Annotated in this window: 15 protein-coding genes; 13 read left to right on the forward strand and 2 right to left on the reverse strand. The window is 51.7% G+C overall.

From position 1 onward, the window contains the following. Positions 1 to 11: 11 nt before the first annotated feature. The 6 genes from C173_RS20210 (at position 12) to C173_RS20235 (ending at position 6,754) form a co-directional block, all read left to right on the forward strand. Positions 12 to 1,034, forward strand: coding sequence for an LLM class flavin-dependent oxidoreductase (locus C173_RS20210; RefSeq protein ID WP_036727739.1), 1,023 nt, complete (start codon positions 12 to 14; stop codon positions 1,032 to 1,034). Next, a complete protein-coding gene (locus tag C173_RS20215; RefSeq protein WP_036727741.1) occupies positions 1,031 to 2,230 on the forward strand; it encodes an amidohydrolase in 1,200 nt (399 codons plus the stop codon). Before C173_RS20210 ends, C173_RS20215 begins: the two co-directional genes overlap by 4 nt. A 16-nt stretch (positions 2,231 to 2,246) precedes the next feature. After that, the gene (gene solA, locus C173_RS20220; protein WP_268748460.1) at positions 2,247 to 3,380 is read left to right on the forward strand and encodes an N-methyl-L-tryptophan oxidase; all 1,134 of its coding nucleotides are present in this window, start codon (positions 2,247 to 2,249) and stop codon (positions 3,378 to 3,380) included. Between the two features lie 377 nt (positions 3,381 to 3,757). Beyond that, on the forward strand, positions 3,758 to 4,282 hold the full coding sequence (locus tag C173_RS20225; protein ID WP_051478195.1) for a DinB family protein: 525 nt from the start codon (positions 3,758 to 3,760) through the stop codon (positions 4,280 to 4,282). A gap of 55 nt (positions 4,283 to 4,337) precedes the next feature. Further along, on the forward strand, positions 4,338 to 5,678 hold the full coding sequence (locus C173_RS20230; protein ID WP_036727742.1) for an LLM class flavin-dependent oxidoreductase: 1,341 nt from the start codon (positions 4,338 to 4,340) through the stop codon (positions 5,676 to 5,678). Between the two features lie 83 nt (positions 5,679 to 5,761). Next, positions 5,762 to 6,754, forward strand: a complete 993-nt coding sequence (locus C173_RS20235) for a patatin-like phospholipase family protein (protein ID WP_051478238.1) — start codon at positions 5,762 to 5,764, stop codon at positions 6,752 to 6,754. A 64-nt stretch (positions 6,755 to 6,818) separates the two neighbouring features. Here the strand turns inward: C173_RS20235 and C173_RS34285 are convergent, their stop codons facing one another. Next, entirely contained in the window at positions 6,819 to 7,361 is a 543-nt protein-coding gene (locus tag C173_RS34285; RefSeq protein ID WP_155991588.1) for a hypothetical protein, read from the reverse strand. A 231-nt stretch (positions 7,362 to 7,592) separates the two neighbouring features. Beyond that, positions 7,593 to 8,597: a LacI family DNA-binding transcriptional regulator gene (locus C173_RS20240; RefSeq protein WP_036727744.1), complete on the reverse strand. Its 1,005-nt coding sequence runs from the start codon at positions 8,595 to 8,597 to the stop codon at positions 7,593 to 7,595. A gap of 411 nt (positions 8,598 to 9,008) precedes the next feature. Here C173_RS20240 and C173_RS20245 point away from each other — a divergent pair, with 411 nt between their 5' ends. From C173_RS20245 to C173_RS20275, 7 genes are all read left to right on the forward strand, one after another. Beyond that, positions 9,009 to 14,117 carry a glycoside hydrolase family 66 protein gene (locus C173_RS20245; RefSeq protein ID WP_051478197.1) on the forward strand — a complete coding sequence of 1,703 codons (5,109 nt, stop codon included), beginning with the start codon at positions 9,009 to 9,011 and terminating at the stop codon, positions 14,115 to 14,117. Between the two features lie 84 nt (positions 14,118 to 14,201). Beyond that, positions 14,202 to 15,953: a cache domain-containing sensor histidine kinase gene (locus tag C173_RS20250; RefSeq protein WP_235191964.1), complete on the forward strand. Its 1,752-nt coding sequence runs from the start codon at positions 14,202 to 14,204 to the stop codon at positions 15,951 to 15,953. Between the two features lie 3 nt (positions 15,954 to 15,956). After that, positions 15,957 to 17,582: a helix-turn-helix domain-containing protein gene (locus C173_RS20255; protein ID WP_036727746.1), complete on the forward strand. Its 1,626-nt coding sequence runs from the start codon at positions 15,957 to 15,959 to the stop codon at positions 17,580 to 17,582. A 75-nt stretch (positions 17,583 to 17,657) separates the two neighbouring features. Then, entirely contained in the window at positions 17,658 to 18,620 is a 963-nt protein-coding gene (locus tag C173_RS20260) for an ABC transporter permease (RefSeq protein WP_036727747.1), read from the forward strand. A 12-nt stretch (positions 18,621 to 18,632) separates the two neighbouring features. Then, the gene (locus tag C173_RS20265) at positions 18,633 to 19,511 is read left to right on the forward strand and encodes a carbohydrate ABC transporter permease (RefSeq protein ID WP_036727749.1); all 879 of its coding nucleotides are present in this window, start codon (positions 18,633 to 18,635) and stop codon (positions 19,509 to 19,511) included. Positions 19,512 to 19,600: 89 nt separating this feature from the next. Continuing rightward, positions 19,601 to 21,175 carry an ABC transporter substrate-binding protein gene (locus tag C173_RS20270; protein WP_036727751.1) on the forward strand — a complete coding sequence of 525 codons (1,575 nt, stop codon included), beginning with the start codon at positions 19,601 to 19,603 and terminating at the stop codon, positions 21,173 to 21,175. A 43-nt stretch (positions 21,176 to 21,218) separates the two neighbouring features. Beyond that, positions 21,219 to 22,940 (forward strand): glycoside hydrolase family 66 protein, encoded by a 1,722-nt coding sequence (locus C173_RS20275; protein ID WP_051478198.1) that lies wholly within the window; start codon positions 21,219 to 21,221, stop codon positions 22,938 to 22,940. The last annotated feature ends 4 nt before the right edge of the window (positions 22,941 to 22,944 follow it).

Consider the following 22,944-nt stretch of genomic DNA (forward strand, 5'->3'; position numbering starts at 1 on the left):
GAGGCATATCTATGGCAATTACAATCAGCGTACTCGACCAAAGCCCGATCTATCCGGGGGAGACACCGGAAGAGGCTTTTGCACATACGATCAGGCTGGCGCAGCTATCGGAACGCCTCGGCTTCCGCCGCTTCTGGGTATCCGAGCATCATGATTCCGAGCAGGTAGCCGGATCTTCTCCTGAAGTGCTCATCTCGCACCTGCTGGCTAGGACGGAGCGTATTCGCATCGGCTCTGGCGGAATTATGCTTCAGCACTACAGCCCCTACAAGGTGGCTGAGAATTTCAACGTGCTGGCTTCGCTGGCTCCGGGACGGGTGGACCTAGGGGTAGGACGCGCTCCCGGCGGCCTGCCGCGCAGCACACAGGCCTTGCAGCAGGGAGGCGGGGAAGCCGCTTCATTAACGGACAAAATCACGGAGCTGGAGAAATATGTGCATAACCGGCTGGAGGCGGAGCATCCGCTGCACGGGCTGAAGGCAGGACCGCTCCCCGCAACCCCGCCGGAGCTGTATGTGCTTGGCGCCAGTGTCGCCAGCGCCGAGATCGCGGCCAGCCTAGGCTTGCCGTACGTGTTCTCCCTGTTCATCGGCGGCGATCAGGCCGTTGCCTTAGAGGCGGTGCGGGCTTACCGCAACGGCTTCAATCGAAGCGGCGGGCAGGAGCCGCAGGTGATTATTGCGCTGGCTGTTATCGTGGCTGATACGGAAGAGGAGGCCAAGGAATTGGCTGGAGCGCATAAGCTGATCCGCATCCGCTTCGCCAGCGGCAAGATCCTGACTCTGGCCAGCCGGGAGCAGGCCGAGGAGTTCACCCGCCAGAGTGAGGAAGCGTACACGCTGGAGGAGCGGGAGCCTGAGATTACCAAGGGGACGAAGGAGACCGTACGTGAGCAGCTGCTGGCGTTAGCTGAAGCTTCCGGCGTAGAGGAGTTCATCGTCACTACTAACGTGCAGCCCTTCGAGAAGCGGCAGCGTTCCTTCGAGCTGCTGAGTGAGGCGCTCTCCGGGGCTATTGCAGGGGCTTCATTATGACCAGTACAGCGGCAGAATCCGCTGCCCGTGAAGTGCATTCACTGGCGTTCAAGGAGCGGCTGGTTGAAATCAGGCGTCATCTGCACCAGCACCCGGAGCTGTCAGGGGAAGAGGTTGAGACTACCTCATACATCACATCGCTGCTGAAGCAGGCGGGGGTGAAGATTACAGATTCCGGGCTGAAGACCGGGGTCATTGCCGAAATCGGCGGTCAGCAGGGCGGTCCGGTGATTGCGCTGCGGGCTGACATAGATGCCTTGCCGATCCAGGAAGAGACCGGGCTGCCGTATGCCTCGCTATATCCGGGCAGAATGCATGCCTGCGGACATGACTTCCATACGGCGGCGCTGCTTGGAGCTGTGTATCAGCTCAAGGAGCAGGAGAGCGCCTTGAGCGGAACGGTTCGCTTCCTGTTCCAGCCTGCCGAGGAGAAAGCGAAGGGGGCACAGCAGATCATCGCTGCCGGCGGGCTGGAGCAGGTGCGCGCAGTGATCGGTATGCACAATAAGCCGGATCTGCCGGTAGGGACCCTTGGCATCAAGGCCGGTCCGCTGATGGCGGCCGCAGACGGCTTCGCAGTCAGTATCCGGGGCTTTGGTACCCATGCAGCCGTGCCGGAGGCCGGGATTGATCCTATTGTCGCCGCCTCGCATATTGTAACGGCGCTGCAATCCATCATCAGCCGGAATGTGGGCAGTCTGGATAGCGCCGTAATCAGCGTCACGCAGATCCACAGCGGAAATTCGTGGAACATCATCCCGGACACGGCGGTGCTGGAGGGGACGATCCGTTCCTTCGATGAAGCGGTGCGCGGCAGGGTGCTGAAACGGTTCGAAGATATAGTGAAAGGTGTGGCTGCCGCTCTCGGCGCTGAAGCCAGCGTGCGCTGGATCGGCGGTCCGCCGCCGGTCATCAACGATGCGCTGCTGGCCCGGCTTGGAGAAGAGACGGCGGCGAAGCTGGGCTATACCTCTGTGCAGCCGGTGCCGTCACCGGCCGGGGAGGATTTCGCCTTCTATCAGCGGGCGGTTCCCGGTTTATTTGTCTTCACCGGCACCGCCGGAAGCCGGGAATGGCATCATCCCGCCTTCGATCTGGACGAAGCAGCGCTGCCTGTAGGTGCAGAATTCTTCAGCGATCTGGCGGTACGTGTACTTGAGCATCTCTCGGCTAAAGGGGGTGCAGATCATCGCTGACCCTCCCGTATATGATGTGATTATTGTTGGTGCAGGCTCCATGGGCATGAGCGCAGGCTATCATCTGGCCCGGCGCGGGGTGAAGATCCTGCTGATCGATGCCTTCGATCCACCGCATACGGAAGGAAGCCATCACGGGGAGACCCGGCTGATCCGGCACGCTTACAGCGGCGATCCGGCCTATATTGACCTGGCGCTCCGTGCCCAGGTGCTATGGGAAGAGGCGGAGGCAGAGAGCGGCCTCAAGCTGCTGGCTCCGTCCGGCGTGCTCAATCTGGCAGACAGCAAGGTGTATTCCTTCGCCGGACGTCTGGAAGAGGCGCGGAAGCGGAAGGTCCGGGCTGAGCAGCTGGATGCCGAGGAAATCTGCCGCCGCTGGCCAGCCCTGAACCTCCCCGAATCCTTCGAGGCGATGTATGAGCCGGATGCCGGTTATCTCTACAGTGAGCGGTGCATTACCGCTTACCGGCAGCTTGCGCTGGATCACGGTGCGGAGCTGCTGACGAATACTCCTGTGCTGAAGGTGACGGCCCGCGAAGGAAGTGTCACAGTCCAGACGAAGCAGGGGGATTACCACGGAGCCGCTGCTATACTTAGCGCCGGGGCCTGGTTCAGTTCATTGTCGCCCTTCGTCAACTTGCCGATTAAGGCGGTACGAAAGGTAGTAGGCTGGTTTGGGAGTACGCCGGACTTCGAGACCGGGAGGTTCCCCGGCTTCACGCTGGGTGCAGAGGAAGGCGGGTTCTACGGTTTTCCCAGTATCAGCGGGGCGGGACTGAAGATCGGCCGCCATGATACAGGCGAAGAATGGAAGCCCGGCGAACCGCTGCAGCCGTTCGGCAGCCTGGAGAGTGATGAAGGCGACCTCCGCCGGGTTCTCGAAGCGTATATGCCTGGAGCAGCCGGGCGTCTGCTTAAGGGCTCCGTCTGTAAATATGAGCATACGCCGGATGAGGATTTCATCATCGACCGCCATCCTTCTCACAGCCATGTGCTGCTGGCCGGAGGCTTCTCTGGACATGGCTTCAAATTCTCCAGCGCGGTCGGAGAGATTCTCGCGGACATGGCTGTTCAGGGACATACCAGGCAGAATATAGCTCCATTCTCGTTGTCACGCTTCAATAGCAGCAGATCTGATTTGAAATCGTAGAGGGCGAGCGATGATACCTGGAGGACCGAGGAAGTGGAGCGATTCCCCTTCGGAGAGCCCTTCCCAGGCCGGAGTTGTTGTTCTTATGCGTTTCATGGGCGTTTGGCTAGGCGTAACACACCTCCATTCAGGGATAGTTGTAGAAGGTACACTTAAAAACAGCGAAAAGACTTACGTGCATCGTATAAGTGTAGCCTGTACAACTAAATCTGCCCGAATCGGTGAATATCTGAAGCAAATGGATTTTTAATTGTACGAACTACAATTAAACAGATAATGGGTTGGAAATCAGACGTTTTAGATGTACAAAGTGCAATTAAGCATATCCCATCAGCGGGTAACAACGATAATTCAAACCTATATTGGAGGGAATCGCAATGAGTAGTGTGAGTGTGGAGCTAGCCAGCTACTTGAACACGCACGAGCAATTAGTGCAGGCAACCAGAGGCTTATCGGATGAGCAGCTGAGGTGGAAGGCGGAGCCGTCAAGCTGGAGCGTGACCGAGGTGCTGGCCCATTTAGCGGATCACAGCATTGTAGTCTCCTTCCGCATCCGCGATATTCTGGCGGATACGAAGGTTCAGCTCCCGGCATTCCAGCAGGACGCATGGGTCAGTGGTCAGCATAGTAATCAGGGGCAAGCCGCTGACAGCCTGGAGCTGTTCCGCAGCCTGCTGCATTACAACAGTCTGCTGCTGGGAAGGCTGAGTCCCGCAGAATGGGAGAAAAGCGGAATTAACTTTAAGGGCGAAACGGTGCGTATCACCGATATTGTCCGCGGATTCACTGCACATGTAGAGCGGCATTTGGCCCAGATTGAACGAGTGAAGCGGGGAGCGCAGGCAAGTCAAGCTGCACCAGCTGCATCAGCCGCTCAAGCTTCGCAGCAAGCGGCCCTGTAAGAATATTTTCATGAGGAACCAAGCGGACTGAATACCAATTCGAGGAGGAATGAATATGACGAAACCAAGACAATTGAAGCTGGGGGCCCTGCTGCACGGCGTTGGAGGCAGTACCTCCATGTGGCGTCATCCCGATGCGCAGCCTGATGCCAGTGTGAACTTCGAGCTATACAAGGAATGGGTACGCAAAGCGGAGGAAGGCAAGCTGGACCTGATTTTCATTGCAGACGGTCTGTTCATCAATGAGAAGTCGATCCCTCATTTCCTGAACCGCTTCGAGCCGCTGACGATTCTCAGTGCGCTGGCGGCAGTCAGCAGCCGCATCGGTCTGGTAGGTACCTTATCTACCTCCTACAGTGAACCGTTCACGGTAGCCCGGCAATTCGGCTCACTGGATGTCATCAGCGGCGGACGGGCCGGATGGAATGTGGTGACCTCGCCGCTCGAAGGCTCTGCGCTCAATTACAGCAAGCAGGAGCATCCGGACCATGGCAAACGCTACCGTATTGCCGCCGAATATCTGGAGGTGGCACGCGGGCTGTGGGATTCCTGGGAGGACGACGCGTTTGTCCGCAATAAGGACACGGGCGTCTTCTTTGATCCGCAGAAAATGCATACGCTCGATCACCAGGGTGAATTCTTCTCAGTGAAGGGACCGCTCAATATCGCCCGCTCGAAGCAGGGGCAGCCGGTTATTTTCCAGGCAGGTTCCTCTGAAGTCGGCAAAGATTATGCCTCCAGCGTGGCGGATGCCATCTTCACGGGTCATGACTCGCTGGAGTCCGCGCAGGAATTCTATAAGGATGTGAAAAGCCGTGTTGCCTCCTTCGGGCGCAATCCCGATGAAGTGCTGATCTTCCCGGGAATAGCACCTATTCTTGGGGCTACCCCGGAGGAAGCGGAGCGCAAATACCAGGAGGTTGCCGGGCTGGTGACGATTGAGAATGCGCTGAACTATCTGGGCCGCTTCTTCGAGCATCATGATTTCTCGCAGTATCCGCTGGATGAGCCATTCCCGGATGTCGGTGATCTGGGCCGAAACAGCTTCCAGAGCGGCACGGACAAAATCAAAAAGGATGCCAGAGAGCAGGGCTTAACCCTGCGCCAGGTTGCCCTGCAATCGGCAACGCCGCGCAGCAGCTTCATAGGTACACCAGAGCAGGTGGCCGATCAGCTTCAGGCCTGGTTCGAGGGCGGAGCCGCCGACGGCTTCATGCTGGCGGCCGCCGTACCGAACGGGCTGGAGGAATTTGTTGATCAGGTCGTTCCAATTCTCCAGGAGCGCGGGCTTTTCCGCACCGAATACGAAAGTGATACGCTGCGGGGCAATCTCGGACTTCCGGTTCCGGAGAACCGTTATACAAAGGCTTCTGAACCGGCTGGGCAGCCGCTGTGAATCAGAACTTTCCCTCTCGCAAAGAATAAGGTGCAGCAACAATTGTACCCGGTCATAATTCGGATGGAGGGGGATGGATGGTTATGAAGGCAGACGCTGTATTTGAGGGCGGCGGTGTCAAAGGTATTGCTTTTGTCGGTGCGATTGAGGTAATGGAGCGTAAGGGGTACAGCTGGAACAAGCTGGCGGGGACTTCGGCGGGAGCGATTGTGGCGGCGCTGCTGGCGGCAGGCTACAATAGTGCAGAGATCAGGGAGCTGATGCATTCGCTCGATTATGTGAAGCTCTTGGGCAAGACAGGGTTGAACAATGTACCGCTGCTGAACAAAGCCCTTCCGCTGCTCCTGAATTCGGGGATCTACAGCAACCATGTTCTTGAGGGGGTGATGAGTGATTGGCTGAAGCGCAGGGGTGTAGAGACATTCGGCGATCTGCCGGAAGGCAAGCTGTCCATTATAGCATCGAACATCAGTAACGGAAAAATGGTTATTTTCCCCAGAGATCTCCCGCATTACGGGCTGTCATCAACCACCTTCCCGATTGCTGCGGCTGTAAGAATGAGTACAACCTTGCCGCTCTTCTTCAAACCCTATCAGTGGCATACACCGCTTATCCCGAAGCCGTATTACATGCTGGATGGAGGAATGCTGAGCAACTATCCCATCTGGCTGTTTGATGTAGAGGGGGTTCCGCGGTGGCCAACCTTTGGCTTCCGCCTGTCGGAGAAACGCACGTATGCCCAGACCCTGGATATCAACGGTCCTGTCTCTTTATTAAAAGGCATGTTCAAAACGATGCTCCAAGCACACGATCAGCGTCATGTAGATGAGCATGCGGAAGAACGGACCGTCTTCATCCCAACCCGGGAGGTGACGACGACCAAATTTGATTTGACGGATGCGGATAAGCAGTTCTTACTGACCTCGGGCCACACAGCAGCAGAGAAGTTTCTGAGCACATGGGATTTTGAAGCTTATAAACATAAATTTCGGGACAAGAACGCCACCTCACCGGTTCCAGCCTATTACAGCGATGAACCGCAGTCCGCGCAGGAGGATTCAGTACTCTACCATTGATGGAAAAGGGAGCAAGCTCTTGGCACCTATTCGGCTTAGAGCGTGCTCCCTCTTATTAGTGAATTTATTTGAACTCGCCCGTAACCGGCATCGCAGGATCGTAAGGGATAATAATGGAGCCCTTAAGAATTCGTTCATCCCCAGGCCGTGTTGGACATGTTGTATTGAGCGGAGTAAGTTCATAGACGAAATTGCCTACCGGGAACTGTTGGTACAGGCATAGCTTGACTAAGGGTTTACCGGATGGTAATGCTCCTGAAGATGCGCTGTCAGGGGAAAGCCCCATGGAGTCAGAGGCCGGCGAATGGCATACATACATCGTAATATAAGCCAAGTCCACGGTGACTTGTTGATAATAGTGCCTGCCGCTCCAATCCTGGAACAAGGCGCAGCCGGTTAAGGTGTTTCGTTTGCCTTGAATGACCCGCTGAACATAAACCCAGAGATTTCCCACATTGGTATTCGTCCAGATATACACCCAGGTGTTTGTACACAAGGTTTCGGGGGTTGGGGGAATTGGGATGAACGGCGGGCTGGGATTAGACTGCGGCGGCAGGCCAACAGTCTCTGAATTGCAGGTTTGCGGGGACAACATTTGATTTTCCAACAGAATCGCTCCTTGGCATTGAAATAGTTATAGAATATATCTATGCGAATGCCTAGGATAAGTTACAAATAATGGTAAAAACGTATCTTTTCTAGGTCGATGCAATTTAGGACATCCTTGAAAGGGATACAATTTAAAATAGCAATAGCACAGAAAAAGGTTGTTCCTTCTGCCATTATGGCGTTAGGAGCAACCTTTTTGGATTCAGGAAGAACAGTTATGCGTCCCTGTTCAGGTAATTGCCCGAACGGTTTGTCTTTCCACAATGGAGTGGGCACAGATTAGACTCTCCGCAGGCTCCCCCGTTTCAATCATGCCGATCAGCTTCTCGGAAGCGAGCATTCCAATGTCATACAGCGGCTGGCGCACCGTAGTCAATGGCGGATTGACCATCCGGGCTAACCGGAGATCATCGTATCCCATGATGGAGATATCTTCAGGCACGTTCATTCCATGCTTCGTAACGACCGAAAGGGCACCAATCGCCATTTCGTCACTGGCCGCGAAGACAGCAGTAACCTCAGGTGTTCTCCGTAACAGGGATTCCATGGCTCTGCAGCCGCTTTCGTAGGAAAAGTCCCCATACACGAGGTAACGGCTATCAAAGGCGATGCCTTGTGCTTCCAGCGCTTTGCGGTATCCTTCGACCCGTGGAGTTCCGGCGATGGGATCGCCCTTGGTGCCGCTGATCATGCCGATGCTGCGGTGGCCTTTGGTGATCAGATAATGGACAGCGTCATAGGCCGCCTGATAATCATCAACCTTCACATAAGGTACATTGGCATAATCCGTTTGGGAAGAGACCAGCACCACTGGAACGTTCATGCTCTCCAGCATGTCATAGTACTCTTGCTTGAGCACTTCACTGGAAAAAATAACCCCGTCAACCTGCTTCTCGCGCAGAAGCTGCAAATACTTCAGCGTACGTTTGCCGTCCTGATCGGTATTACAGACTATCACACTGTAATTGCGGTCATGGACGAATTCGCCGATTCCGTGGAGCAGATCGGAGGAGAAGGTGCTCGACACATCAGGAAATAATACGCCGATGGTTTGGGTGCGCTTGTTAATCAGTCCGCGGGCGATAGCGTTCGGCTGATATTTAAGCTCTTTGATGGTCTGGTCTACCTTTTGCTTCGTTTTATCTGAATATCCGCCTAAGTTATGCAGAACCCGTGAGACGGTGGCAATGGATACGTTCGCCTTTTGGGCAACATCTTTAATTGTGGGATTCATGGACTCTCCTACCTGTCGTTTAGCAGTAAACGCTTACTGAAAATATAAGTCCTTGCTTTTTCTTTGTCAACTGAAATTAAACATTCTGTAAAATAAGCATTGACAAGGAAAAATAAACGAGATAACTTTTATGGTAAGCGTTTACGTCATGGGAATTTAGGATTGTAGGTACAAAAATACATAACTTACATTCAAGTAAACGTATAAATTTACACCAAGAATTTTTTGGAGGAGGAGGGAAAGACCTTAATAAGGGGATGTTCTTTGCCTATTTGAGTAAACGTTTACGTGAAAAATAATAGGATTCCTTGAAATCTATTATTCCTTCGATACCTTCGCAAAACCTAACATCCTTATTCAGTCTTTCAGCAACATGTATTCTCAACAATATGGATATAAAGGAGATGCTGTATGTTTAAGAAACAAGCTGTTATCTGTCTCTGTTTATTACTGCTGGTTCAAATTTGTACAACAGCCTATGGCGGCAGAGGAACGGCCCAGGCAGAGCCAACGGGGACGGCGAATCCCAAAATACTAAAAATGGTACCCTCAAAGGCACGATTCGCTCCGGGGGAAGCCGCAGAGCTGATTATGACCCTGGATCAATCTGCGGATTGGAACGGGCAGCTGCATCTGCAAATTTATCAGTTGAATACCCTTGTTGCTGAAGGCGACAAAGCGCTGACGGTATTTCAGGAAGGGAGCAACAAGCTAACCGTGGGGTGGACGCCTCCGGCTGAGGACTTCCGCGGCTACACGGCGAAAGCGTGGATAGAGGGAGATGCGCCATCAGAGTATGTGACCGCAGCGATCGATGTCTCCAGCGATTGGACGAAATTCCCACGATACGGATATGTCGCTGATTTTCCGCAGGAGACGGCGGAGGAGAGTGACTCCAAGCTCCGGGAATTGTCCCGGGACTACTACATTAATGCCTACCAGTTCTATGATTGGATGTGGCGGCATGATGTTTCGGTGTATTCCAAGACCGACAGCAATGGACAGCCGGTCACAGATGCAGACGGCAATTTCATTGATGAAGACATTAATGCGGATACACACTATTCGGATCTATTGGGACGTTCACTGTATCCGCTCAGCGTTAAGCAGCAGGTGGAGGCTGCACAGAAATACGGCTCCGCAGCTATGGCCTATCAGATGAATTATGCAGCGCGTGAGAACTATGAGGACTTCGGCGTCAGTCCGGAGTGGGGACTCTATAACAGTGCTCAGCTCGATCAGAACAATCCGCACAAAGACCAGAACGGGTATACCTTCGATGTGAACGGGAAGACGACCTCCCTGTTCCTGCAGGACCCGGGAAGCAGGTTCTGGCAGGACTATATCACTAAACAGTTTGACCGTTCCATTAATACATTCGGGTTTGACGGCATCCACCTGGATCAGTGGGGAGCCAATGATAACAATTTCCTGTATGACTATAACGGCAATAAACGTTATTATTCCCTGGATTATGCCCGGTTCATTCATTCCGTCAAGGACTCGTTGCTCGCAAATAACCCCTTAAAGAGCAAGGTTACGTTCAATATGGTGGGAGGCAATGCCGAATACAGCGCTGTACCCGATCCGGGTACAAAAACCGATTTCGACTACAGTGAGATTTGGCAGGACCGCAACAATTACCGGGATATTCAGAAGGTCGTGGAAGATACCCGGGAGAAGGATGGCGGTAAGGCGATGGTGATCGCCGGTTATATAAACTACAAAGAGGCTACAGGTCTGCCGACACGAGGCACGGAAGCCCAGGATGTTCCGGTAACCGTGGATTACCAATCAAGGATTGCCAAAGCTTACGGCTGGGTCGGCAACTTTGGACGCAAAGATACGGATTCGGTGACGTTTACCGTAAATGCTCCAGCAGACGGAATGTATACGCTTGTCCTGAATTATGGACAGGGCAATGGCGCCGGTTCTCCGGAAGGCAAGCTGATGGTTAATGATGAGATTGCCGCAGCGGCAATTCCCTTTGAGGCCAATACGGGGTGGGGGAACCCGACAGCACAAGCCGCAGTAACGGCAATGTTAAAGGAAGGTGAAAATTCCGTTAAGCTTACCCTGAATACAAATAGCCTTTGGCTCAATCTGGCGGGCCTGGAGGTCCAAGGGCAGGGGATCAATGAGCGCTATGAGGCGGCAGATGCCAAGCTGGATACGGTAATTGTGGATCAGTACAGCAATGTGTATTATTTTGATACCGCAGGCGATTATGTGAAATTCCATGTAAATGTTCCTGCTGAAGGAGAATATCCGCTCGGATTCAGCTACGCTTCGGATTGGCAGGAGGTGAAACGTGAGCTGCTTGTGAATGATGTGCCTCAAGGAGAGGTCTCGTTTGCCGGCACGGGTACATGGGATAAATTCTCGGAGCTTGGCAATCTGCACAAGGTTCATCTGAACGCAGGCGATAATACCATAACGCTAAGAGCGTCTGCAAATGACCTGGGTATTAAGCTCCGGTATATGACGGTCGGCACACAGAGAAACTATGCACTGTATGCGGATGTTCCGCAGACTAGCAGCCTGAGTTACAGCCAGAGCAAGACAGACAATTTCGGGCAGGCAGGACAGACTGTCACCTACGATGTATATGCAGAACATCCGCTGGACACGATTACGGTCCTGTATCATGGCGATAATGATCCTGTAATGTCGGTTCTGGTGGATAGCGAACCAGCTCCACAGGCCCAGAATATCACATTTGCTAAAACAGCCGGCGGCTGGGAGGGCTCTATGCAGCCCCGTGAATTATCTGTCCCTGTCCAGGAGGGACACCATAAGGTTACGCTGCGAATGGAATCAAGCGGACAATATATCAATGTGGGCGGGATCACTGCCGGAGGGTATGAATACAGTACAGGCGGCGCTGAAACAACAGGCGGGGTTGTCCCTATCATCGGATATGCCTCCGAGTTCAATAATGTCAATGACCGGTTGACTTTTACAGTGAATACAGCGCAATCAGGCACCTACGATCTCGGCTGGATCTATCAAAATAATGCCCCGGGGGCAGCGACCGTCAGCCGCAGTGTGTATATTAACAATGGCGCGGGCACTCCTGTAAGCTTTGCACCAACCGCTGACTCGGAATGGGGAGAAGCGGCAATGAGCGGTATTCCAATGGAGGAAGGCATAAATCGCATAATCATCAAAATGCCGGAGGGGCAGGACAGCGGAATCAGGCTGGATAAGCTGAACGTTGCATTATCCGGTGATCCGGACCCGGTAACCCGCAGCTATGAAGCCGAAAGTACGGATACGGAGTCACCGTTCTCTCTCTACAAGGATACCGTGCTGAACTTTGGTGAAATCGGAGAGCAGGTGACCTATCCGGTGAATATCCCTCAATCGGGGGAACAGAGTCTGATCTTCACCTATTCCAATGCAGGCGGCATGACCACACGTTCGGTCTATATTGACGGCGTGCGCGCCAAGGATGAACATGGCAACGATCTGAAGATTGGATTGGATGGAACTGAGAGCAGTGAGAAGTACAGCGGGGACGGATACGTGATTATTCCACACATGGAGGCGGGAACCCATACCGTTACATTGAAGATGGAAGCGGATGATATTGCCGGAAGCGTCCGGCTGCGCGGGGTAACGGCTGGCTATTTCAACGAGCCGTCCGTGCGGCTGATGGATGCCGGGCTGGCATCGATGGGTGCAACCCATATTGAGCTGGGAACCGCCGAGAAGCAATCGGAAGGCCCGAACATGCTAGCCCATGAATATTATCCGAACCGCAGCAAAAAAATGCTGGAATCCACCAAGGAATCCATGCAGGAGTATTATAAATTCAATGCTGCATATGAAAACCTGCTGTTCGGCAGCAAAGCCGATTCATCCGCTGTTGTGTCCGTGGAAGCGGACGGCGGCAATCTGGCAACAAGCAAAGACGGAACGGAGAATACACTCTGGACAACAGTCAGAAAAAATGATACTAATACAGGCTTTGAGCGGTATGATGTACTGCATCTGATCAATCTGCTTCATAATGATGACAACTGGAGAAATGCAGCCAATGAGCCAGCGGTCCTCAACCATTTAAAAGTGTCTTACGATATCGGCATCACCGAGACGGAAGCACCGGATCTGAAGGTCTATGCCGCCAGTCCTGACGCCGGGCATGGTCTGTCACAAGAGCTGAATTATACTTGGAATGGTGAACAATTGCAGATTGAACTGCCATCGATGCAGTATTGGACGATGATTTATATCGACAAGGCGCCGAGGACAGCATGGGTTCAGCCGATCTTCAGTGATGATGAACCGGGCCTTCCAAGCCCGTCACCGACTGCAGAGGCAACTCCTGCACCTGCTCCCGGAGGGGCAGATATAGGTACAGTGACGGTATCGGCCACACCTGCGCCTACGCCTACTCCAGCAGCAGCGGAAAGGGATGTTCTTGTTTTGCTGGCGAAGGATTTGAGTCCGGCGATTGATGGGACAATCACAATTGCGGTCAATGAGGATGAGTACAACCGGATTCAGATTCCTGTCTCTGTTGCGGAAGGGCTACAGGGGAAGAAGCTGCAGCTTCAAGGAAGTCATTTCAGCCTGAACTTCACCCATGATCATATTCTTCAGCTTCTGGAAGAGAATAAAGGGAAAATAACAGCCGATTCACAAATTCAAATTACCTTCAACAGAATCGAGCCGCAGGCAGCTTTCCTTCCGGCTGTGAAGCCTTGGGTTCCCGCTGGATCGACCTATGAATTTGAATTCGGAGTAACGACGGCTGACGGAGGATTATCCAGGCTCGCTTCCTTTAGAAGCCCGGTGCAGCTTACCTTAAAGGTTGATGATCTGGAGCAAGAAGATCTGAATGAATTGCTGGGCATCTACACTTTCAGTGAGCCGCTGAAGAAATGGGAATATACCGGCAGCAGAGCCAACACGGCCGAACAGGAGATTACAGCTGAGCTTAGTCACTTTAGCCGTTATACCGTGTTTGCATATGACAAAACGTATGCTGACTTACCTGCGGAGCATTGGGCATATAAGGCTGTCCGCCGCTTGACCGCGAAGCATGTCATCAACGGAATGACGGAGAATACGTTCGTTCCAGCGGCGAAGATTACCCGGGCACAGTTCGCTGCATTGATGGTCAAGGCACTTCGGTTAAAAGCCGAAGGACCGGCTCCATTTATGGATGTAACTGCGGATAGCTGGTATGCCGGTGATATTGCCGCTGCTTATCAGGCAGGTCTGGTGAACGGAAGAAACGGGAAGCGATTTGCACCTGATGAAGCGATAACCCGTCAGGAGATGGCGGTGATGCTTGCCAAAGCATCAGCCATCCATGGAAGTATCAAGCAGACCGAAGAGATAAACTTAACCTTTAGGGACAGCGAAGAGATCTCTGCCTGGGCACAGTCAGCAGTTCTGAAGGTGAAGTCAGCTGGTCTGATGAATGGATACGCGAATGGAAACTTTGCACCTGAATCCAGCGCAACCCGGGCAGAAGCCGCTCAGGTCATAGAGCATTTAATTGATTAATCCGCAAATAAGGTCATAGGATAAGGGTCACTGAGGTGACTCTTTCTTATGTTAAGTTATGTTAAGTTACAGAAAGGATCCATGATGACAAACAGGAAAAACTCGCTGGGCGCAAGACTGATTCAGCTGTCTGCTGCGATAACGATACCGCTGCTCGCCGTTCTTTTTGCCGGGGGATATTATGCCAAGGGAATTGTACTCGAACAGGTATCCAGATCCTATCAGAATCTGGTCAACTCCAATCTTAAGATGATGGAGAGCAGTCTGGAGGACATTACGATTAATCTGGTCGATATTGTCGATCATGATGTGAATTTTCTTCAATTGAATCAGCCGGGGCTGACAGAGTCCGACTATTATTTTGCCCGTATGGGGATTATGCAGAGAAATCAGGCTTATCAGGCCTATTACCATAGCGTGGATATGTTTTATCTATACTCCGGCGTTAATGATACTTTGACACTATCCAATGTACTAGGAACGACAGAGGAATATATGGACCAGATAAGGGATTGGATTACGACAAAGGTTCAAAATGAAGATAATCTGGAAACACTTCAGTACAAATGGACAATCGTTAAAATTGCCGGAGATTACTATTTAAACCGGACCGTCAGCAATAATCTGGACAATACCGCTTGTATTGGCGCTCTGATCCGAATCGACTCCATGCGTTCACCGCTGGGCAATCTGAACCTGCAATCGGGCGGTGATGTGCTGATTGTGGATAATGAAGGGAATATCTTAACCCGTCCTTCGGCATCCATGGGCTACGACTTCAAGCTGCCGGGTGAGAAGATGAATCTGAATTCTTCCTTTTCGTTTACGCATGATGGGCTGAAGTGGTTTGTGGTGTCCAGCCAGTCCTCCGCACTGGGAATCAATCTGTCCGTGGTCATCCCTGCTTCCGAGCTGCTCCAGGGACTCAATACCTTCCAAACGATTATTAATGTGCTGCCCTTTATTATTTTGCTCATTTTACTGGTTTACTTATATTATTTCCGCCGTATGGTCATCCGCCCGATTCTGGATTTGCTCAGCGGCATCCACCGGATCCGCAACGGCGCCATGGAAACCAAGCTTCCCGATTCGAACCTGGTGGAGTTTCAGGCGTTGAATCAAGCCTTTAATAACATGGTTGTGGAAATTCATGATCTGAAAATTGATATCTACGAGGAACGGATTAATGCGCAAAAGGCAGAAATGAAGCATTTGCAAATGCAAATTAATCCGCACTTCTTTTTGAATACGCTCAATATTATTTTTCAGCTTGCCGATCTGAAGCGTTTCGAATTGGTCAAAAAGACAGTACGGCATCTGGTGCAGTATTTCCGCTTTATGCTTCAGGTCAAGGATAACCGCATTACTTTGGGACAAGAGCTGGAACATCTCCGCAATTACCTGGAAATTCAAAAGATGCGCTACCAGCAGTCGTTTGAGTTCCAGATCACCGTAGCCGAAGAGCTTAACCGCGCCTCCATACCGTCCTTGATGGTACAGCCCTTTGTAGAAAATGCCATGCTTCATGGCATAAGTCTGAAGGCAGAGATCTTTCATCTGGAGATTTCGGCTGGTCTCTCAGAAGAAGCGGCCGATACCATGATCATTGAAATCTCGGATAATGGAAAAGGCAGCAGTGCAGAGAAGCTGCAGGAGCTGAATGCACCGGATTATACCCCGGCTACAGATGAAGGACATATCGGGATCTGGAATGTGAAACAGAGACTGGCTATGATCTATCAGGGGAGAGCCGAAATTCACTTCAGCGGCAATCAGCCGTCCGGATTCCGTGTGCGGCTTAGCCTGCCTATTGAATATACAGAAGGAGAACGTTGAGCCATGCGATTATTGATTGTAGATGATGAACAATTCGCTGTGGAGGGGCTGCTCTACTGCTGCGACTGGAAGGCGTATGGAATTGAAGAGGTCTTGACGGCGAACAGGGCCGACAAGGCCAGAGAGCTGCTGAATGATCAGAGAATAGAACTCCTGATTTGCGATATTGAGATGCCGGATGAAGACGGACTTTCACTGGTTGGCTGGGTGAGGGAGCACTCTCCCTGGACGGAATCGATATTTCTGACTTGTCATTCCGAATTCTCCTATGCCAAGAAAGCCGTGAACCTCGGGAGCTTTGATTACTTGCTGAAGCCTGTTGACACAGAGGAGCTGTTGTCAGCTGTATCGGGGATGATGGCGGCCATCCGTGAGAAGGAAGAGTATGAGTCCTACAACCAGATGTATCATAAGTATCTGAATCTGTGGCAACAGGAAAAGCCGAAGCGTGTAGAACGCTTCTGGCAGGATTTGCTGTCCCGCAGCATCCTGTCGTTCGGGGATTTCTTTGACCGGGAGCTGGCGGGTGCAGGGGTAGGGTTAAATCCTGACGATCAGGTGCTCCCGATTCTGATCAGTATTGAGGAGTGGTCCAAACCGCTCAGCCCGCGTGATCAGGAAATCATGGAGTATGCTGTGAAGAAAGCGGCGGAGGAATGTTTTACAGAAGAGCATCCGGGGGAGGCCATCACCGATAAGAGCGGGGTTTTGTTCATTCTGCTGTATGCCGGAGGTGTGGAGGGAGGACCTGCGGCTAAGAAGGTTAGCCTTCAGCAGCTCACGGCCATAGGTAAACGTTTTATCCAAGCTTGCCAGGAGTTGTTCTACAGCATCGTAACCTGCTATGTCGGTTCGTTCAAACCCATCCAGGAGCTGCCGGGAATGTGTGAAAGTCTAAAGACCATGGAGCGTGATAATATCTCCCGGACTCAATCCGTGCTCTTATACTTACCACAGGATCAGATGCTGTCCGCCAATTCTAATTCGGAGGATATCCTGCTGGGTGATCTGATCTCTTATATGCTGAACGGCAAACGTGAGTCCGCTGTGCAGTTCATTCATCATCTGACAGCGAAGCTGGAAGCTAATCCTTCTTTTCAGGGAAGACATCTGGACGCCCTGCATCAGGATACCCTGCAGATTATATATCACTTCCTGCAGGTCAGAGGAATCAATGCGGGAAGCATAGCTCTGTTTCCAGACTGGACAACCGCCCGGATACGGGGACTGCTTCAATACAGGCATTGGGCGGAAGGAATTGTATCGGCGGTCATGGAAGCGGAATTTGAGCGGCAGGAGAAGGGCGGTGTGATTGAGCGGTCCATCCGCTACATCCAGCAGCATGTGGAGGAAGAGATCTCCAGGGTCAGTGTCGCTGATTATGTGGGCTTGAACCCGGCTTACCTCTCCAGGCTGTTCAAGAAAGAGACCGGCCAGAACCTGATTGATTTCCTGATTTCGGTGAAGATGGACCGCACACGCGAGCTTCTGGACACCACGGATATGCCGGTCAGCGCGATCGCGCAGCAGGTAGGCTACAGCAATTTTTCCCATTTCACCAAAATGTTCCGCAAGCAGTTCGACGTCAATCCCCAGGAATACCGCAATGTCACAAAACGAATAGATTAAGGTTATAAAAACGGCAGAGCAGCTGCAGGCAACTCCTTATAATGAAGCCATAACCCAATAAGAAGGTGTGGAACTATGGCTTCGGAAAAAGCACTAACGGCACAATCAGGCAGCTCGCGGCCTGGATCAAAATGGAAAAGCATATGGAAGTACAGGGCCTTGGTCGTGCTGGCATTGCCCGGTGTGCTGCTGATGCTGATCAATAACTACCTGCCCATGTTCGGTATTTTCCTGGCCTTCAAGGACCTGAATTATACGGCAGGAATCTGGGGCAGCAAATGGATCGGACTGGACAACTTCAAGTTTCTGTTTGCTTCGAACGACGCTTGGCTGATCATCAGGAATACCTTGCTGTACAACCTTAGCTTCCTGATCATCAATACGATACTCGCAGTGATGCTGGCACTTCTCCTTAACGAGGTCAAAAATAAGCTTGCCTCCAAGTTCTTTCAGAGCACAGTGATCCTGCCCAATTTCATTTCCATGGTCATTGTCGGCTATATCGTGTATGGATTTCTGAATCCGGAGCTGGGATTCATCAATAAATTCATTCTGGAGCCCTTCGGAATAGATCCTAGAAACTGGTATGCGGAAGCAGAGCATTGGCCTTATATCCTGACCCTTGTTAACACCTGGAAGGGTGTGGGTTACTCGGCCGTCGTCTATCTGGCAGCCATTGTCGGGATAGACTCTGAATATTATGAAGCGGCCGTCATTGACGGGGCCACACGCTGGAAGCAAATGACGAAAATTACGATTCCGCTGATCGCTCCGATCATCATCATCATGACACTGCTGGCGATCGGCCGGATCTTCAACGCGGACTTCGGTCTGTTCTATCAGGCAACCATGGCCTCCGGTATGATCAAGGAGACAACGGATGTTATCGATACCTATGTATACAGGGCGTTAATGGTTACCGGGGATACGGGACTCGCCTCCTCGGCAGGGCTGCTGCAATCTGTAGTTGGCTTTACACTTGTCATTACCGTCAACCTGGCTGTCCGTAAATTCAGCAAAGAAAATGCTTTGTTCTAGAAGGAGAACACCATGCAGAAAAAACGAACCAATCCCTTTATCCTTATTGTCCTGTCATTGTTCAGTCTTGCCTGCCTGATCCCGTTCTGGCTTATCTTTATGATCTCGGTTGCTGATGAGGACTGGGTAACTGCGAATGGATACAGCTTCTGGCCCGGCAAATTCAGCCTTGTCGCTTATCAGTATTTATTGGAAGATGCCGGAAAAATATTGCGGGCTTATGGTGTTTCTGCTTCGGTAACACTGATTGGAGTTGTAGTCAGTCTGTTTGTGACTTCGGCCATGGCCTATGCATTATCGCGGAAAGAGTTTCCTCTCAGAGGTGCTCTGAGCTTCTACATCCTGATCACGATGCTGTTCTCGGGCGGCTTGCTGCCCTGGTATCTGGTCTACACCCGGTTCCTGCATGTTCAGGATACGCTGATGGCGCTTATCATTCCGGGTCTAATCGGCGGCTTCAACGTGATCATCATGCGGACCTTCTTCACGAACAGCATCCCGCCTTCCCTGATTGATTCCTCTCAGATCGATGGTGCAGGTGAATTCCGGACCTACTTCAGCATTATTCTGCCGCTGTCCTTGCCTGTAATGGCTACAATCGGGTTATTCACCACCGTATCCTATTGGAACGACTGGTTTACAAGCCTGGTCTTCATCCAGAATGAGAAGCTGTTCTCTCTGCAATATCTTTTGACCAAAACCCTAATGAACGCTTCGTTCCTGCAGACGATTGCCAATAAGGCTTACAGTTCAACCGCACAGGTCACAACGCCGCTTGAATCCATCCGGATGGCGATGGCGATGATTGCAATCGGACCGCTGGTGCTGGTATTCCCTTTCCTGCAGAAGTATTTCGTCAAAGGCCTTACCGTAGGCGCTGTGAAAGGCTGATCCCGGTATATGACCGGATTAGTATAAGCAAGTTCAGAATTAGAGGACAAAGGCAAGAATACAGAATCATTCAGGGAGGTCTATTATCTATGAAGTGGTTGAAAAAGAGTTCTGTTGTATTGACATCGCTTGTGCTGACTTCAGCCCTAGTAACCGGCTGCGGCGGGAATAATGCTGCGAATTCACCGGGGGGCACAGTCCAGCCGGGAAGCGAGGGCAGCTCCGAATTGAAGCCTTACGAAGTTGTAATGGTATTCCCCGATGCGCCGCAAAACGATAATCAGCGGGTACAGGATGCGATGAATGATTATCTGGCAAAGACCTATCCGGACATGAACATGACGGTCAAGCTGAATCCCATCGACTGGGGCGCCTGGAGTGATAAAACGAATCTGATGATGGCCTCCGGCGACAAAATGGACCTGCTGTTTACAGCGGATTGGCTCGGGTTCCAGCAGCAGGTGACCAAAGGGGGATTGCTGCCGCTGGATGATTTGCTCGCTAAATACGGCCCGGACATCGAAGCTGTGGAGAAGGACTATCACGGGCCGGCTAAACGCGGCGGCAAGCTATACGGTATTCATACCCACCAGGAGCTGGGCGGTGCACAAGGGGTCTACTTGAACAAAGAGCTTGTGGACAAGTACAAATTTGATCTGACTGCACTGAAATCTGGTAAAGTCGAGGATCTGGAGCCCATGCTTCAAACCATCAAGGAGAACGAACCGGGGATTACGCCTCTGGTGGCACCGAGCTTTCCTCTCGAAGCGTACTATTCATCGACGAATCTGGATTCTATTGTGAGTATTGCAGCGATTAACACCGTGGGAACAGCGGCGAATGATTATACCGTCATCAATTCCTACACGACTCCGCGGTATATGGAGCTTGCCAAGCTTACCAATAAGTGGTATAAGGCAGGATACATTAACAAGGATGCACTGACACCTGGTCTGGACGCCTGGAAGAAGATTCAAGCGGGTAAAGGCTTCGCCTTTGTCTCTGATATGGATATTATCGCGGATATGGAGATCGGCACAGCAGCCGTATCACCGAATGGTTCGATTAAAGCGGGCCGTGAGATGCTGCAAATTCCGCTTAATATTGATCGCTTGCAGACAGGGAAAATGACAGCAACCATGTATGCGATTTCAAAAAGCTCCCAAGATCCGGAACGTGCCATGATGCTGCTCAACCTGTTCTATAAGGACAAGGAATTGCTGACCCTCTTCAACTTCGGGATTGAAGGAACCCATTATGTACTCAAAGACGGACAAGTTGCGCTGCCGGAAGGCAAAACTACAGATAATGTCGGCTACTATCACGATATTATGTGGCAGCTTGGCAATCAAATGCTCAACTATACCCGTGTAGGCGAAGATCCGAATAAATACCAGAACTACGAGAAGTTCAACGAACAGGTGTCTTCTAATCCTTCACGGATCTTTGGATTTGTCTTCGATGCGGAGCCGGTAAAAAATGAATTGATCTCGATTGACAACGCCAACAAAGCCTTTGTTGACGGTCTGAAGTCCGGCCAGCTCGATCCGGAAGAGTCTCTTCCTAAAATGCTGGAAAAACAAAAAGCGGCTGGAGCAGACAAAGTCATCGCGGAGGCGCAAAAGCAGCTGGATGCCTGGCTGGCGGAAAATGGAAAGAAATAAGTGGAAGTGACCAAGCTCGATCTACAAGGATTGGAGAATTCATATGGACCATAGATTAGTGACTCATATAGATATATATCCGGATCAGGCTCAGTACAAGACCGGCCAATCAGGCAATATAATCATTGAAGTAGAGACCGAGCAGGAAGCGGTTCTGCAGGTGGTGGTCAGCTTCTACAAGCTGGAGCAGCAGGTTGCGGAAGCAAGACTTAGCATCCGTACGGAACCAGGCTTGAGACAAAGAGTGCCCGTCCCCTTGTTCACTGAAGCTACAGAGTGGGCGGGGTACGGGGTCAAGGCTACAGTTCTGTGCAATGAAGCTGTAGTGTCAACCACCTATACCTCCTACGATATTGCCGATCATTGGGGCCGGGCGCCACGGTATGGATTTCTAAGCGATTTCCGGAGTGAAGAATCCGGAGACACCCGTGACGTTGACAGCATGAACAAATTCCACTTGAATGTCATACAGTTCTATGACTGGATGTACAGGCATGATGATCTGGTTCCGAAAGAGGATGAATTTATTGATCCGATGGGCCGGACGATGTCCTATAAGGTGGTTCGTGAAAAGATCGCAGCCGTACACGATAAAGGGATGGCTGCCATGGCCTATGGAGCGGTATATGCAAGTCTTAAGGACTTTTTGCAGGCACGCCCGGAATGGGGACTGTATAATCGCCAGGGAGATCCGTTTCAATTAATAGATCTATTCTATATTATGGATATTACGCCGGATTCTCCTTGGACCGATCATATTGTTGAACAGTTCCGTCAGGCCGTACATGCCGGATTCGACGGAATTCATATGGATCAATATGGCTTTCCGAAGAAAGCCGTGCGCCGGATCGCAGGAAAAGAAGAACAGGTCGATTTGGCGGAATGTTATCCGGCTCTGATTAACCGGACGCAGGCGGCCGTAAAGGAAATCAAGGCAGAGGCCGGGGTTATTTTCAATAATGTGGGTAATTATCCTATACACAAGACGGCCCCGGCGGATCAGGAGGCGCTATATATTGAAGTGTGGCCGCCGGTAGTCCGGTTGCGTGAGCTTAAAGGACTGATTGATCATGCGCGTTCACTCGACCCTCACAAGCCGGTGATCCTCTCCGCCTATCTGCCCTCCTTCTACCCGGAAGCTGGACATGACAAGGAATGGGCGGAGAACGGGGCGCTGCTGACGATGGCCTCCATATTCGCTAGCGGGGGATATCACCTTTTGCTGGGTGAGGATCATGGAATGCTGACTATGCCCTACTATCCCGATTATGCAGTGATGCGGCCTGAATTCGCCGTCGAGGTCAGACGCTACTATGATTTCATCGTGCGTTTTGGTGTGGTGATCCAGGATGCAGAGCTGGAAGATGTGTCTTATACCTATACCGCCGGGGTGAACACCGAGATTACCTTCGAAGGCAAGGTGCCATTTGCCCCGAACGGAGATATTGACTCGGTCTGGACGATCATTAAACGCAAGCCGGGCTATCAGATCCTGCAGCTGATTAATCTTGCCGGGCTTGAAGATGATTATTGGGAGCATGGCAAGCAACAGCGGCCTGAAGCTCAAAATGATGTGGTGTGCACACTGCTGATCGAACAGCCGATTGAATGCATTTACACGGCCAGCCCAGATGATGAGGCCCAGGAAGTGATTGTCCTGGATTATGAGGTAGTTCCTCACGGGCAAGGACTTGCGGCCAGATTCACTTTGCCGTCCCTGCGCATCTGGTCCATGGTTGTAGTTAAATTTAGCTTACAGGAGTGAATGG

Origin of the sequence: Paenibacillus sp. FSL R7-277 (assembly GCF_000517965.1) — a bacterium.
In the GTDB taxonomy this organism is placed as follows: Bacteria; Bacillota; Bacilli; order Paenibacillales; family Paenibacillaceae; genus Paenibacillus_AQ; species Paenibacillus_AQ silagei.

What these genes read in the sequence shown, in the direction of transcription:
- C173_RS20210 (WP_036727739.1), top strand. Translation starts at nt 12, where the DNA reads ATGGCAATTACAATCAGCGTACTCGACCAAAGCCCGATCTATCCGGGG.
- C173_RS20215 (WP_036727741.1), top strand. Translation starts at nt 1,031, where the DNA reads ATGACCAGTACAGCGGCAGAATCCGCTGCCCGTGAAGTGCATTCACTG.
- C173_RS20225 (WP_051478195.1), top strand. Translation starts at nt 3,758, where the DNA reads ATGAGTAGTGTGAGTGTGGAGCTAGCCAGCTACTTGAACACGCACGAG.
- C173_RS20230 (WP_036727742.1), top strand. Translation starts at nt 4,338, where the DNA reads ATGACGAAACCAAGACAATTGAAGCTGGGGGCCCTGCTGCACGGCGTT.
- C173_RS20235 (WP_051478238.1), top strand. Translation starts at nt 5,762, where the DNA reads ATGAAGGCAGACGCTGTATTTGAGGGCGGCGGTGTCAAAGGTATTGCT.
- C173_RS20240 (WP_036727744.1), bottom strand. Translation starts at nt 8,597, where the DNA reads ATGAATCCCACAATTAAAGATGTTGCCCAAAAGGCGAACGTATCCATT.
- C173_RS20245 (WP_051478197.1), top strand. Translation starts at nt 9,009, where the DNA reads ATGTTTAAGAAACAAGCTGTTATCTGTCTCTGTTTATTACTGCTGGTT.
- C173_RS20250 (WP_235191964.1), top strand. Translation starts at nt 14,202, where the DNA reads ATGACAAACAGGAAAAACTCGCTGGGCGCAAGACTGATTCAGCTGTCT.
- C173_RS20255 (WP_036727746.1), top strand. Translation starts at nt 15,957, where the DNA reads ATGCGATTATTGATTGTAGATGATGAACAATTCGCTGTGGAGGGGCTG.
- C173_RS20260 (WP_036727747.1), top strand. Translation starts at nt 17,658, where the DNA reads ATGGCTTCGGAAAAAGCACTAACGGCACAATCAGGCAGCTCGCGGCCT.
- C173_RS20265 (WP_036727749.1), top strand. Translation starts at nt 18,633, where the DNA reads ATGCAGAAAAAACGAACCAATCCCTTTATCCTTATTGTCCTGTCATTG.
- C173_RS20270 (WP_036727751.1), top strand. Translation starts at nt 19,601, where the DNA reads ATGAAGTGGTTGAAAAAGAGTTCTGTTGTATTGACATCGCTTGTGCTG.
- C173_RS20275 (WP_051478198.1), top strand. Translation starts at nt 21,219, where the DNA reads ATGGACCATAGATTAGTGACTCATATAGATATATATCCGGATCAGGCT.